Consider the following 12,690-nt stretch of genomic DNA (forward strand, 5'->3'; position numbering starts at 1 on the left):
CATTCCGTCTGGTGTGACCAGTCAAGCACTTTCAGCACATTTTGGCAAGCGGTTGCCGAAATCAGATGGCGCGCATTTCCACCCGCTCGGCCCGCACCACCGCCGAGACGGCTTCACGCACGCCGGCGTCTGCGACCAGGCGCGGATCAAGGAGTTCGAGCAACGCGGCAACCGGCTCGTCTGCGCTCTTCGCGAGCGCGACAGCCTCCCCCGCGCTGTCGACGAGTCGTGCGCCCGAGAGCACGAGCGCGACCCATGAGCCGATGGCCCGGATGGAGGCACCGGCGTCGAGTCCGTCGGCACGTTCGGCCAGGAGCGTCGGTACGATGCGCACCCGGAGCTTCAGGACGCCCTCGCCAGAGATCTGCGAGAGCCGGTGCTCGATGCGGGTGTTGGTGAAGCGGCGCACCAGTGCAGAGCGATAGCCGTCGAGGTCGAGGCCGTGAGCGGGCAGGTGCCGAACCGCTTCGTCCCAGAAGGTGCCGACCCACGCACGACAGACCTGATCGGTCATCGCCTGCGCGACGGTCTCATGACCGCGCAGCATGCCGGCGTAGGCGAGCAGACTGTGCGCGCCGTTGAGCAACCACAGCTTGCGGTTCTCGAAGGGCTCAAGGTCGTCGACGAACAGTGCGCCCGAACGCTCCCAGGCGGGCCGGCCGGCGGGGAATTCGCCGCTCAGCACCCAGTCGCTGAATGGCTCGGTCACGACAGTGGCGTTGTCCCGCCAGCCCGTCAGTTCTGAGGCGATGAGGAGATCGGTCGGCATCGTGTGGGGTGTGATCCGGTCGACGGAGGTCGAAACGAAGGACACGTTCGCGGCGATCCAGTCCGTGAGTTCACGGCTCACCTCGGCCGCCAGAACGCCGATGGCACGCTGTACGAGGTACCCGTTCGCGGGCATGTTGTCGCACGGCACGATCGCGATCGGACCCGCATTCGCCCGCCTGCGAGCGTCGAGCCCGAACACCAGTCGGCCCATGGTGGTGACCGGCCCCCCGAGCGCAGGATCGGGCTGGTCGGCACCCGCCAGGTTTCCGACCAGCCACTCGCGGTCTGCGCACAGCTCGTGGTCGGTCTCGTCGGGGAGGCCGTCCCTCATCCGGTAGCCCGCCTCGGTGACAGTGATCGTGATGATCGCGGTCTGGGTAGCCGAGAGCAGCTCGATGAACCGGGTGAGGTCAGCGCCGTTGCGGGCTTCGACGATGCTGCCGACCACTTCGGCCCGGTCGCCGTCGTCGTCTCGCTCGATGAGCGTGAAGAGTCCACCCTGCGGCTGCAGGTCTTCGGCCGCCGCAGGGCTGCGGCCGGTGAACGCCGCGATACCCCACTCCGATCCCTCATCCACCCGGGAGGTGTACCACGCCTGATGCGCCCGGTGGAAGGCGCCGAGCCCGATGTGCACGATGCGCACGCCGGCGGTGGGAGCTTCTCCGGGATGCTTCCGGCTGAACGCCGTGCGGGTCAGGAGGGGAAGTGTGCTGTTCGGGGTGTCGATCACAGTTTGAACGCCTTCCGGGGCACGAGGTGAACAAGGTCGTGGATGATGCGCTCGGCACTGGGGCGGTCCACACGCCCCTCGCGGACGAGCCGAGCGAGGAAGCTCGCGTCGAGCCGCCTCGACATGTCGTGGCGGGCTGGAATGGAGAGGAACGCCCGCGTATCGTCGATGAACCCCGACCCACGGTAGAAACCGGCGGTCTCGGTCGTTGCTGCACGGAACCGCAGGACGGCGTCCGGAGCATCGAGGAACCACCACGGCGCACCGATGTACACAGCCGGGTAGTAGCCGGCCAGCGGCGCGAGTTCGCGGGAGTAGACCGTCTCGTCGACGGCGAAGAGCACGAGGTGGAACGAGGGGTCGTTACCGTAGCGCTGGAGAATCGGGCGGATGCCGTCGACGTAGGTCGTCGTGACAGGGATGTCGTGGCCCGAGTCTGGTCCGAAGGTCTCGAACGTGGAGGTGTCGTGATTGCGGAAGATGCCCGGGTGCACGGTCATCACCAGGCCGTCTTCGACGCTCATGCGGGCGGATTCGAGGAGCATGTGAGCTGCGAAGAGGCCAGCGCCCTCGGAATCCAGCCGACCCTCGAGTGCCTCGGAGAACAGTGCCTCTGCACGGTCCCGGGTGATCTCGGCGGCGACGGGCTGGAGAACACCGTGGTCTGCCGAGACGGCTCCGTGGTCGATGAAGTGGCGGCGGCGGCCGGCCAGGGCGGCGAGATAACCGTCGTAGTCGGCGGTCGGGGTGCCGTTCCAGGTCGCCAGGGCCGCGACGTTGTCGGCCCAGCCCGGGGCGGCGGGGTTGAGGTAGCTGTCGGGCCGGAAGGTCGGAATGACGCGGCCCGGGAAGCTCGGATCGGCGGCGAGCGCGGCGTGGGCGGCCAGATCGTCCATGGGGTCGTCGGTGGTTGCGAGAACGTCGATCCGGAAGGAGGCGAACAGCGCGCGCGGCAGGAACTCGTCCGTCTGCAAGGAGGCCGAGATCTGGTCGAAGAGTTCGTCGGCGGTATCGGCAGAGGGATGTTCGGCTATCCCGAAGAGGTCGACGAGCTCGTGCTGCAACCAGTATCCGGAGGCCGTTCCGGCGAAGAGGTGCCAGTTCTCGCAGAATGTGCGCCACGCTTCGCGCGGGCTGGCTGTGCGGCCCTGAGCGTCTCGGGTGGGGATTCCGAGCTCGCCCAGCCCGATTCCTGCTGCGTGCAGCAGCCGGGTCACGTAGTGGTCGTAGCGGAGAAACAATTGTGCGGGATCGGTGAACGGAACGTTCTCGAGCAGGATGCGGGGGTCGACGTGCCCATGCGGCGACACGATGGGCAATCCTGCCACGCTCTCGTAGAGGGCACGGGCGATCTTTCGGGTCTCGGGATCTGAGGGAAAGAGTCGGTCGGCATCAAGGTCAAGCATCATTTGCATTGCTCAATTCAAGGGTAGGACGCGAATTTTGTCAACCGGTTGCCATTCCATGCAGGCGGCAGTGCCGAAGCACTCGGGCCGAGCGTCAGGATCCGGGCAGAGGCCCGACCGACCCGCGCGAGACGAGTTCGGTGACAAGCGCGCGACCCGCGGAGTCGCCGGCCGCGACGCCAGTCGGGGAGTCGATGAGCTCCAGCGATCTCCGCACCGCCCTCTCCCCGATCTGATCGAGGGGAGTGCGGATGGTACTCAGCTGCGGAGAGGTGAAATCGGAGCCGAAGATGTCATCGAATCCGATGATGCTCAAGTCGTCGGGAATGATGATGCCGCGCTGCTGTGCGGCACGCATCAGGCCGATCGCCATCAGGTCGTTGTACGCCAGCACGGCTGTGACCCCGGAGGCGAGCACTCGCGTGAGAGCGTTCGTGCCCCCCTCGAGCGTCGGAGCGCCGACGGCGATCTCGACGATCGTCATGCCGTGCTTCGGAGCTCTCGCCAACAGCGTTTCCCACCTGGCCCTGCTCATCCAGGAATTCGCCGGTCCGGAGAGAAACGCCAGCGAACGGTGACCGAGCTCGGAGAGATGGGTGAGAGCTTGCTCGACTCCCGGCACGATGTCGGGCACCACTCCGTCGACGCCGTCGACCTGACGGTTGATGACCACGAGGGGCTTCCATTCGGCGAGTTCGCGGATCTGGTCGTCGTCAAGCCGGGTCGTCACCAGAATCAGCCCGTCGACGAACGGCGCGACGCGTTCGGCAGCTTCCGCCTCCCTGAACTCCGACTCCTGTGACTCCGCGAGGATCAGCGTGTACCCGCGCTTGAATGCCTCGCGCTGGGCCCCTCGAACGACGTTGAAGAACATGGGGTTTGTGATGTCGGCGATCAGCAGCCCGAGGGTCTGCATGCGCCCAGTGGGAAGAGCGCGGGCCATAGGATTCAGCCGGTAGTTCAGTTGTTTGGCCGCGGCCTGAATGCGCTGCTCGGTCTTGGCGTTGATTCGCCCCGGCTTGTTCAGCGCCCTCGACACAGTCGACGGATTGACACCTGCCGCCTTGGCGATGTCGTAGATCGTCGGAGCAGGGTGCCCCCGGCGCGGCGCGCGTGCCTGCTCCGGCACAGAGGGTGCTGCTTCGTCAGCGCTCACGGCGTGGCTCGACTCTCTTTTTCGATGCCCGGCGGGCGCATCTGGTCTCGACTCTCATCGTCGCACAGGATGCCCGCCACTCAGTTGACGGCCGGTACCGCATGGGCCGCAGACTCCGCCCGGATGCTGGCCTCGCGACGCTCGATCCGACGTGCGGCCTGTCGGTCGGGGTCGGGCACCGGCGACGCGAGAAGCAGGCGCTGGGTGTACGGATGCACGGGGTTGACGGTGACCGCGGCGGCTTCGCCCTGCTCGACGATCTCGCCGTGGTACATCACCGCGACCCGATGACTGATGTGCCGTACGACGTCGAGGTCGTGCGAGACGAACAGGTAGGACACCCCCGTGTCGCGCTGGATCTCGAGGAAGAGGTCCAGTACTCTCGCCTGGGTCGTCAGGTCGAGAGCGCTGACGGGTTCGTCGCAGACAATGAGTTTCGGCGACAGCACCAGCGCACGGGCGATGGCCACGCGTTGCCGCTGGCCGCCGCTGAACTCCCGGGGCGTCCGCCGGGAGGTGTCTGCGGGCAGTCCCACCTGTTCGAGCACTTCACGAACCCGCTTGCGGGCATCTGTGCGCGGCACCCCCTGGACGGTGAGTGGTTCGGCAAGGATCTCACCGATCGTCAGCGACGGATTCAGCGAGGTGTACGGGTCCTGGAAGACGACTTGGAGATCCCGACTGAGCGCGCGGCGCTTCTTTCCGCCGGCATGCGAGATGTCGTCGCCATCGAACGTCACCGTTCCACTCGTGACCGGGGCGAGTCCCAGCACCGCACGGCCGAGTGTGGTCTTGCCCGACCCCGACTCCCCGACCAGCCCCAGGGTCTCCCCCGGCGCGATCTGGATCGAGACCTCGTTGAGCGCTCGGAACGAACGGGCCCGCCACCCCTTGCCCGGGTATTCGACGACGAGCCTGTCGACGCTCAGGAGGGACGGTTCTGACGTGCGGTTCATGCGAGGCCTGCTTCCACGGGTTCATCATCGGGCACCGACAGGGGCGTCATGGGGGTTTTGCCTTCGAGCATGGCGCCCAGGAGCGTCTGCGTGTAGCGCTCGGACGGTGAACGCAGGATGCTCCGCACATCGCCCGTCTCGACGACGACCCCGTTCTGCATGACGACCACACGGTCGGCGAGATCGGCGATCACGCCGAAGTTGTGAGTCACGAGCACGACGCCCATGTCGAATCGTGACTGCAGGTCGCGCAGCAGGTCGAGTACTTCGGCCTGCACAGTGACGTCGAGTGCCGTGGTCGGTTCGTCGGCGATGAGCAGGTCGGGGTTGCAACTCACGGCTCCGGCGATGAGCACACGTTGCGCCATTCCGCCCGAGACTTCGTGCGGATAAGCGTCGAAGGTGCGCTGCGGGTCGGTGATACCCACGATGCCGAGAAGTTCGAGTGCCCTGGCCCTGGCGGCCGTTCTACTGAGCCCGAGCACTTTCACGAGGGGTCGCACCAGCTGGTAGCCGATCGTGAAGTTCGGGTCGAGGTTGCTCATCGGCTCCTGCGGGATGTAGGCGATCCGCTTTCCGCGAAGCGCCGCGAGCCGACCCTCTGAGAGGCGGCGGCCGTCGGCAGACACGAGCGGGATACCGTCGAAGGCGATGCTCCCGCCGGTGATGCGGGCCTCCGGTGGGAGCAGGCCGAGAATCGAGAACGCGGTCTGCGTCTTGCCCGACCCCGACTCGCCGACGATGCCCAGCACCTCGCCGCGGTCGACGAAGAACGACACGTCGGAGACGACGGTCTTGGTTCCGTTCGCCTGTGGATATCCGATGCCGAGCCCGGAGACGGTGAGCAAATGCCTGGAGTCCACTTCGGCGTGCTTGGGGTCGAGCACGATCGCCTCGGTCTTCGGAACCGACAGCGCCAGGCGCTTGACACCTCTGATCTTCGGTGCGTCTTCGAGGGCGTCACGGAGGGCGTTGCCGAGAATGACGAAGGCGCCGACCGTGATCGAGATCGCCAGCGCAGGCCAGACAGCAAGCAGCGGGGAGCTGTAGATGTTGATGAAGCCTTCGTTGAGCATCACACCCCAGGTGGAGACCAGCGGGTCGCCGAGGCCGAGGAACTCGAGCCCCGCCTGGATCGCGATCGCGATTCCGCTGACGATGGAGGTCTGGATGATCACCGGTGCCCGCACGACCGACAGGATGTGGCGGCCGATGATACTCGCGGTGCCGACCCCCGCCACCCGGGCGGCGTCGACATAGAGCTCATTGCGCACCGCTCGCACCGAGGTGCGGGTCAGCCGGAAGAACCCGGGTGTCATGAGCACACCGAAGACGGTCATCGAGACCCACACCGAACGGCCGAGCGCGGCGCTCACGGCCAGCAGGATGATGATCGCCGGCAGCGACATCAGTACGTTCGTGCACCAGCTGGCGACCGAATCGAACCAGCCACCGAAGTAGCCGGCCATGAGCCCGGTCGGCAGGCCGATACCGACCGCGACGACAGCCGCGAGGGCGGCAGCGATGAGCGTACTCTGAGCGCCGGTCAGCAGTCGGCTGAGTACATCGCGGCCGGCACTGTCGGTGCCGAGAAGGTGCTCGGACCCGGGAAGTTGCAGCGCGTCGCCGAGGTTCGCCACAGTCGGGTCGAAGGGCGAGATGAGCGGTCCGACGACCCCTGCGAGGATGACGATGGCCAGCACGGCCAACGATGCAGCACCGAGCGGGTTGGTCACGAGCCGGTGAGCGATACCCGGTCGCGCGGCGATTTTCGGGGCTCTGAGCGGTACGAGTGGTTCGGTCATGAGACACGCGCCTTGGGGTTGAGCCAGCCGACGGCGAGGTCGACCAGCAGATTGACGATGACGACGATGACGACGATGTACACGACCACGCCCATCAGCACAGGCATGTCCCCCTGTGTTGTCGACTGCAGGGCGAGGAAGCCCATTCCCGGGAGCGCGAAGATCTGTTCGATGATGACGACCCCGCCGAGCATCCCGATGAACTGGAGGGACAGCACTGTGAGGCCGGCCGGAGCGGCCCCCCTCAGCACGTGGCGGAACAGGATCTCACGCGGAGCGAGACCGCGACTCCGGAGAGTTCGCACGTAGTCGCGCCCGAGAACCGAGATCGTGGCACTCCTGACCTGCTGTGCGGTACTTGCGACAGCGCCGATCGCCAAAGCAAGCACAGGCAGGGTGATCGAGAGCAGCCAGAGTCGTGGGTCCACCGCTGGGGAGACGTATCCGGTGGCCGGAAAGAGTCGCAGTCGGATGGCGAGAACGGTGACGAGAATGATCGCGATCACGAACTGCGGCACAGCTGACGCGCCGATCGAGAGCAGCTGGAGCAGCCGGTCGACCCATCCCCGCCTGACCGCCGCCGTGACACCGAGAAGCGTGGCGCACACGGCGGCGATCACGATCGTCACGAGCACGATCGACAAGGTGGTGGGGATGCGGGCGAGGATGCTGTCGACCACGGGCTGATTGGTGAACCACGATGTACCGAAGTCCCCACGGACGATTCCCCCGAGCCAATCGACGTACCGGGTCACCAGAGGTTGGTCCAGCCCGAGTTGCGATTCTTTGAGCTTCACCTGGTCGAGGGTCGCTGACTCGCCCAGAATGTTGCGGGCGACGCTGGTTGCCGAGAAGTTCAGCAGAAAGAAGGTCAGGGTCGAGACGACGAAGAGTACGACGAGCCCCGAGCCGATCCTCTTCAGGATGAAGCCCAGCATCACTTGGCCGGAGCGTACGAGTACAGCGACGGAACGGCCTGCTGCAGCTGCGGGGCGGTGGTGGTCTGTGAATCGGTGAAGAAGACCTGGTCGGGACGGTAGAAGGGAGCGAACCACGCCTGGTCGGTCAGGTAGCTGTTCAGGGCCTTCGCCGCAGTCGCCTGGTCTGCCTCGCTACCGCTCTGGATGCCCCCGATCAGCTTCTCGACCTCAGGATCGGTCGTGCGGTCGGGGTTGTAGGTGGCGGTCGGTGCCACGATCTGGTTCACAGCAACCCACGGAGAGCCCTGGAAGAGCGAGAACCAGCTCATCGGCCACTTGCCCTGAGTCAGGCCCGAGACGAAGTCGCTGCCCTGGATGTTCTCCCAGTTGACCGTGATGCCGATATCACTGAGGTTCTGCTGGATACCAGCGGTGAGCGCAGGGTCGAAGAAACCGGAGACGGTCGGCATGGTCACCGAGAATCCGCCGGCGTAACCCGCGTCGGCCATGAGCTGCTTGGCCTTGGCCGGGTCATACGCGTAGGTGGAATCGAGCGCAGGATCGAACGCGGGGGTTCCTTTGCCGAAGACCTGGCTTGTGGTCGTGCCGAGCCCCTTGCCGACCTGCGCCAGCAGGGCATCCTTGTCGATGGCGTATTTGATGGCCTGGCGCACCTTGACGTTCGCCAGGGCAGGAACGGTGGAGCCGTCACGGTCGAAGATCAGGAGCCCCTGCCAGTCGGTCGGGTAGGTGTACTCGGTCATGCCGGCGCCCTTGGCCTGGTCGGCCGTCTTCGGGGTCAGGAGAGCGGCATCGACTTGGCCCGAGATCAGGGCGTTCAGCATCGCCGTGGTGTCGGTGATCGGCTTCAGCACGATGGTGTCGTAGACCTGCAGCGACGGATCCCAGTAGCCGGGCGTCTTCGTGAACGTGTAGGTGGAACTCGCGACGGTCGCGTTCTTGTCGAGGGTGTACGGCCCGCTGCCGACCGGGGTCGTGTCAAGCCCACCGGCTGCGGCGGCCGCAGGGCTCGCGATGAACCCGTCGGCGTTGCCGAGGTAGTCCAGCAGGGCCGGGTCGGCGGCGCTGAGGGTGATGACCACCGTGGTCGCGTCGGGCGCCGACACGTCTGAGACCTGCTTCAGCGTGGAGGCGTCAGGTCCGTTGCCCTGACGGAATCGGTCGAGGTTCACCTTCACCGCAGACGCATCGAGCACAGTTCCGTCGCTGAATTTCACGTCGCTCCTGATCGTCAGGGTCAACTGGGTGTTGTCGTCGTTGTACACCCATTTCGTCGCGAGCATCGGAACCAGGGTTCCGTCGGCTTCGCGTCGCAGGAGGGAGTCGTAGACGGCCTGGTAGTACTGGACGTAGTGCCCGATGTGCGCCTGGGCCGGGTCGAACGACTTGACATCGACGAGAGCGCCGATCGTCAGCGTGCCTCCGGTACCGGACTGCCCTTCGGAGCCGCTGTCGGTGCTGGCTGAGCAACCGCCGAGCGCGAGCGCTGCGGCGGTGAGCAGGGCAAATGCTGCTGCCCGTGGACGAAACTTCATTGTTTTCTCCTCTTGGTACGACCAGATTGGCAAGCGATTGCCATTCTGCGGCGCGGGGTCTCCGGCATTGGATGCGCCTATAGTATCCCGGCGAAATACTGGATGGCAACCGATTGTCAAATATTTTGGGGCGGAAAGATTCCCTCGTTGGCGATCCGCGCGTTGAGCTCGTCCAGGAACTCCTCCTGGTCGAAGTCGAGACCCACTTCCTGGCCCCGCCAACTCGAGAGATGAATGGCGTTGGCGAGCCGGACACCGATGATCCCGTCCGCACCCGGCGCCAGGAGGGGGGTGCCGTCGAGCACATTTGCGGCGAAGTTCGCCAGCACGCCTGAGTGCTGTGCACCCCAGGGCGAGTCGAACCGCAGGGTCTCCGTGGTGTACAGCTCGCTGGTGTCTAGCTGGCCCGTGAAGAGTCGCACGACGTCATCCATCGCCATCGACTCGCTGAGCTCGCGCTCCGGCTTCACCAAGCGGGTGACGGTGGCCACGGCAGAGTCCTCGACAACGATCTTCCCCTGGCTGCCCTGGATTTCGAAGCGGTCGGTACCGACGAGGTCATGGGTCGCCGTCACAAAGACTCCCGTGCGGCCACCGCCGAAATCAGCGAGCACCGTCACCTCGTCTTCGACCGCGATGTTGCGGGCGAAACCGTAGGCGACTTTGGAGAACACCGATCGGGGAACCCCGCAGATCCACTGCCAGAGGTCGAGCTGGTGGGGCGCCTGGTTCACAAGCACGCCACCGCCTTCACCGCCCCAGGTCGCACGCCAGGCGCTCTGGTCGTAGTAGCCCTGCGGCCGCCACCAATTGGTGATGATCCAGTTCGAGCGCAGTACGTCACCGATCTCGCCACTGTCGACGATCTCCTTCAGGCGGATGTAGAGGGGGTTGTTGCGCTGGTTGAACATGATTCCGAACGTCAGTTCGGGGTGCGCCGCGGCCACAGCGTTGAGCTGTTCGACCTGCTTCGTGTAGACACCCGCGGGTTTCTCCACCAGCGCATGCAATCCGCGGCTGAGAGCCTCGATTCCCAGCTGCGGGTGCAGGAAGTGCGGCACGCAGGTGACAACCGCGTCGACCTGCCCGCTGTCCATCATCGAGACTGCATCGGCGAAGAGTGCCACTCCCGGGTGCGCCGCCCCGGCCGCCTCGGCCTTTGCCGGGTCGGTGTCGGCTATGGCGCCGATCACTGTGTTCGGCACCAGCCCGTCGGCGATGAACTTCGCGTACAGGGAGCCCTGCGCTCCGTAGCCGATGATGCCCAGGCGGAGACGGGTGCGGGGTGCGGTTTCGTTCGTCATGCGTATGTCTTCCTCTGTTCGTTGGGGCCGGCCGGCCGTGCGTCTCGACCGGCGGCCGGGTGGTTCTCTTCGGCGGGCAGAGCCCGTTCGGGGTACGACTGGTCGTACACCTGCTGGATGATGTCGAGTGAGATGTAGGCCTCTTCCGGCGAGATCCAGAAAGGTTCAGGCGAGTCGAGAGTGTCGTAGAAATCGTTGATGAGACGTTCGTGCGATACGCCCCAATACGATCGGGCGCCGGTCGGAGCATTCTGCTCAGCCACCGTCTCAGTACTGCCATCGGCGCGAGTGACGATGAGGTCGCCCGCGATCCGCAGGGAGCCACGCTCGAGGACGATGTCGATCACGACGGGAGCATTCACGGCGTGAGCGTTCGTGGCGAAGAAGACGCTCCGCATGCCTCGGACGTGCTCGAGCACGAGCTCGGCCGTGTCTTCGACCTCGATCACGTCGGCGAGAGCTCTGGTCGCTGCGTGACCGCTCACCCCGGCCACGGGGCCAACAAGCCACTGCAGAAGGTCGAGGGTGTGGATGGCCTGATTCATCAGCAACCCGCCGCCGGCCGAGGCCCAGCGACCCCGCCAGGGCCGATCGAGATAGTAGTCGGCTGTGCGACTCCAGATCACTGTCGCCGACGCACCCAGCACCTGGCCGAGTTCACCGGAAGCCAACACGGCGGCTGCGGCCGAGGTCGACGCGTTGTACCTGTTCTGCAGGCAGATCCCGATTCTGGCACCGCTCGCCTCCGCCGCCGCGATGATGCGCCGGCCTTCCTCTCGCGAGTGGGCGAGAGGTTTTTCGAGCACGACGTGGATACCGCGCTGCAGGGCAGCGACGGCCATGGGTGCATGCAGGTGGTGCGGAGTGCAGATGTGCACGACGTCGGGCGCGGCAGTGGCGAGCATGTCGTCGAAGTCGGAGAATCCCGGTACGGCGTGGATGCGGGAAGACTCAGTGAGCCTGCCCTGATGCACGTCGCACACCGCAACCAGCGTGGCTGTGGGGCGGGCCGCGATCGCAGCGAGATGCAGGCTCGAGATGTCGCCGCAACCCACGACGGCGACGCGCACCGATGGTGCGGTCATACGGTACCCACACCGATCTCGCGGAGTAGGTCGGCAAAGGCCCTGGCGGCCTCGCCGAAGGCGACCGGGCCCGAGAATCCGCCGAGTTCGTGGGCGACCGCAAGGTGCGGCTCGAGGGAGGCGAAGCCGCTGTACCCGTCGTCTCGCAGGGCAGTGAGAGTCTCGAGCAGTTGGCCGTCGCCTTCGCCCGCCGGCACGACCTCGCCCGTGGCGGCGCGCGCGTCCTTCACCTGCAGGTAGTCGAGGTACGGCCGAAGCGCTGCGTAGCCATCTGTGAACGGGCGCACACCGACCTGCACGAAGTTCGCATTGTCCCAGGCGAGCCGGAGCGAAGACGAACCGACGCTCTCGACGATGTCGAGCACGCGTTCCGGCGTGTCGCCATAGATGTCCTTCTCATTCTCGTGCAGCAGCACGACACCCTCATCCTCTGCGAGATCGGCCATCAGACGCATCCGGTGCATCACGTCGTCGCGGATGCTCGACGCTTCGACGCCCGCATCCCTGAAGAAGGAGAAGACCCGGATGTTCGGGGTGCCGAGTTTCTGAGCAACCCTGATGACACGGGCGAGTCGGGCGACCTCCGCCTCCGCCGGGACCGAGATGTTCACCTTGCCGATCGGACTCGCTACGGCCGAGACTCCCATCTCCTCCGCCGCGAACCGCCGCGCAAGTTCTGCGAGCTGCTCGTCATCGAGGTCGATGACGTTCACGCCCCACGCGCTCCGCACCTCGATGTACCGGGCACCAAGGGCCTTCAGGACCGCGACCTGAACGGCCGGGTCGGGATCGATCTCGTCTCCGAACCCGGACAGGGTCCAGGCATCCGGTTGCACAGTCATGATGAGGAAGCGCCTTTCGTTCTCGGACCGGCAGATACCCGATCCGTTCGACCGGCGTCGGTTGCGGCCTACTGTACGCCCGGACGTGCATCTTTGGCAACCGGTTGACAACAGCTGTCCGCTCGGCTTGACTGGGATCATCAAGCAGAACTCCCGCGC

The 12,690-nt window shown here is 65.8% G+C and carries 10 protein-coding genes; all 10 read right to left on the reverse strand.

Going from position 1 to position 12,690, the window contains the following annotated elements; genetic code table 11:
- Positions 1-61: 61 nt before the first annotated feature.
- Positions 62-1,501: a mannitol dehydrogenase family protein gene (locus tag FB464_RS12535; RefSeq protein ID WP_246093049.1), complete on the reverse strand. Its 1,440-nt coding sequence runs from the start codon at positions 1,499-1,501 to the stop codon at positions 62-64.
- Positions 1,498-2,910 carry a glucuronate isomerase gene (gene uxaC / locus FB464_RS12540; RefSeq protein ID WP_211327278.1) on the reverse strand — a complete coding sequence of 471 codons (1,413 nt, stop codon included), beginning with the start codon at positions 2,908-2,910 and terminating at the stop codon, positions 1,498-1,500. Before uxaC ends, FB464_RS12535 begins: the two co-directional genes overlap by 4 nt.
- Before the next feature lie 91 nt (positions 2,911-3,001).
- Positions 3,002-4,063, reverse strand: a complete 1,062-nt coding sequence (locus FB464_RS12545) for a LacI family DNA-binding transcriptional regulator (RefSeq protein ID WP_116413556.1) — start codon at positions 4,061-4,063, stop codon at positions 3,002-3,004.
- 80 nt (positions 4,064-4,143) lie between these two features.
- Positions 4,144-5,019, reverse strand: a complete 876-nt coding sequence (locus tag FB464_RS12550; protein WP_116413555.1) for an ATP-binding cassette domain-containing protein — start codon at positions 5,017-5,019, stop codon at positions 4,144-4,146.
- On the reverse strand, positions 5,016-6,824 hold the full coding sequence (locus tag FB464_RS12555) for a dipeptide/oligopeptide/nickel ABC transporter permease/ATP-binding protein (RefSeq protein ID WP_116413554.1): 1,809 nt from the start codon (positions 6,822-6,824) through the stop codon (positions 5,016-5,018). The genes FB464_RS12550 and FB464_RS12555 overlap by 4 nt, the downstream gene beginning before the upstream one ends.
- Positions 6,821-7,762: an ABC transporter permease gene (locus tag FB464_RS12560; RefSeq protein ID WP_116413553.1), complete on the reverse strand. Its 942-nt coding sequence runs from the start codon at positions 7,760-7,762 to the stop codon at positions 6,821-6,823. Before FB464_RS12560 ends, FB464_RS12555 begins: the two co-directional genes overlap by 4 nt.
- The gene (locus FB464_RS12565) at positions 7,762-9,300 is read right to left on the reverse strand and encodes an ABC transporter substrate-binding protein (RefSeq protein ID WP_116413552.1); all 1,539 of its coding nucleotides are present in this window, start codon (positions 9,298-9,300) and stop codon (positions 7,762-7,764) included. The genes FB464_RS12560 and FB464_RS12565 overlap by 1 nt, the downstream gene beginning before the upstream one ends.
- Positions 9,301-9,416: 116 nt before the next feature.
- Positions 9,417-10,604 (reverse strand): Gfo/Idh/MocA family protein, encoded by a 1,188-nt coding sequence (locus FB464_RS12570; RefSeq protein ID WP_116413551.1) that lies wholly within the window; start codon positions 10,602-10,604, stop codon positions 9,417-9,419.
- Positions 10,601-11,689: a Gfo/Idh/MocA family protein gene (locus FB464_RS12575; RefSeq protein ID WP_116413550.1), complete on the reverse strand. Its 1,089-nt coding sequence runs from the start codon at positions 11,687-11,689 to the stop codon at positions 10,601-10,603. The genes FB464_RS12570 and FB464_RS12575 overlap by 4 nt, the downstream gene beginning before the upstream one ends.
- Positions 11,686-12,531 (reverse strand): sugar phosphate isomerase/epimerase family protein, encoded by an 846-nt coding sequence (locus tag FB464_RS12580; protein WP_116413549.1) that lies wholly within the window; start codon positions 12,529-12,531, stop codon positions 11,686-11,688. Before FB464_RS12580 ends, FB464_RS12575 begins: the two co-directional genes overlap by 4 nt.
- Positions 12,532-12,690 lie beyond the last annotated feature (159 nt).

This window comes from Subtercola boreus, from assembly GCF_006716115.1.
Lineage (GTDB): Bacteria > Actinomycetota > Actinomycetes > Actinomycetales > Microbacteriaceae > Subtercola > Subtercola boreus.

What these genes read in the sequence shown, in the direction of transcription:
- uxaC (WP_211327278.1), bottom strand. Translation starts at nt 2,910, where the DNA reads ATGATGCTTGACCTTGATGCCGACCGACTCTTTCCCTCAGATCCCGAG.
- FB464_RS12575 (WP_116413550.1), bottom strand. Translation starts at nt 11,689, where the DNA reads ATGACCGCACCATCGGTGCGCGTCGCCGTCGTGGGTTGCGGCGACATC.
- FB464_RS12565 (WP_116413552.1), bottom strand. Translation starts at nt 9,300, where the DNA reads ATGAAGTTTCGTCCACGGGCAGCAGCATTTGCCCTGCTCACCGCCGCA.
- FB464_RS12580 (WP_116413549.1), bottom strand. Translation starts at nt 12,531, where the DNA reads ATGACTGTGCAACCGGATGCCTGGACCCTGTCCGGGTTCGGAGACGAG.
- FB464_RS12550 (WP_116413555.1), bottom strand. Translation starts at nt 5,019, where the DNA reads ATGAACCGCACGTCAGAACCGTCCCTCCTGAGCGTCGACAGGCTCGTC.
- FB464_RS12560 (WP_116413553.1), bottom strand. Translation starts at nt 7,762, where the DNA reads ATGCTGGGCTTCATCCTGAAGAGGATCGGCTCGGGGCTCGTCGTACTC.
- FB464_RS12555 (WP_116413554.1), bottom strand. Translation starts at nt 6,824, where the DNA reads ATGACCGAACCACTCGTACCGCTCAGAGCCCCGAAAATCGCCGCGCGA.
- FB464_RS12570 (WP_116413551.1), bottom strand. Translation starts at nt 10,604, where the DNA reads ATGACGAACGAAACCGCACCCCGCACCCGTCTCCGCCTGGGCATCATC.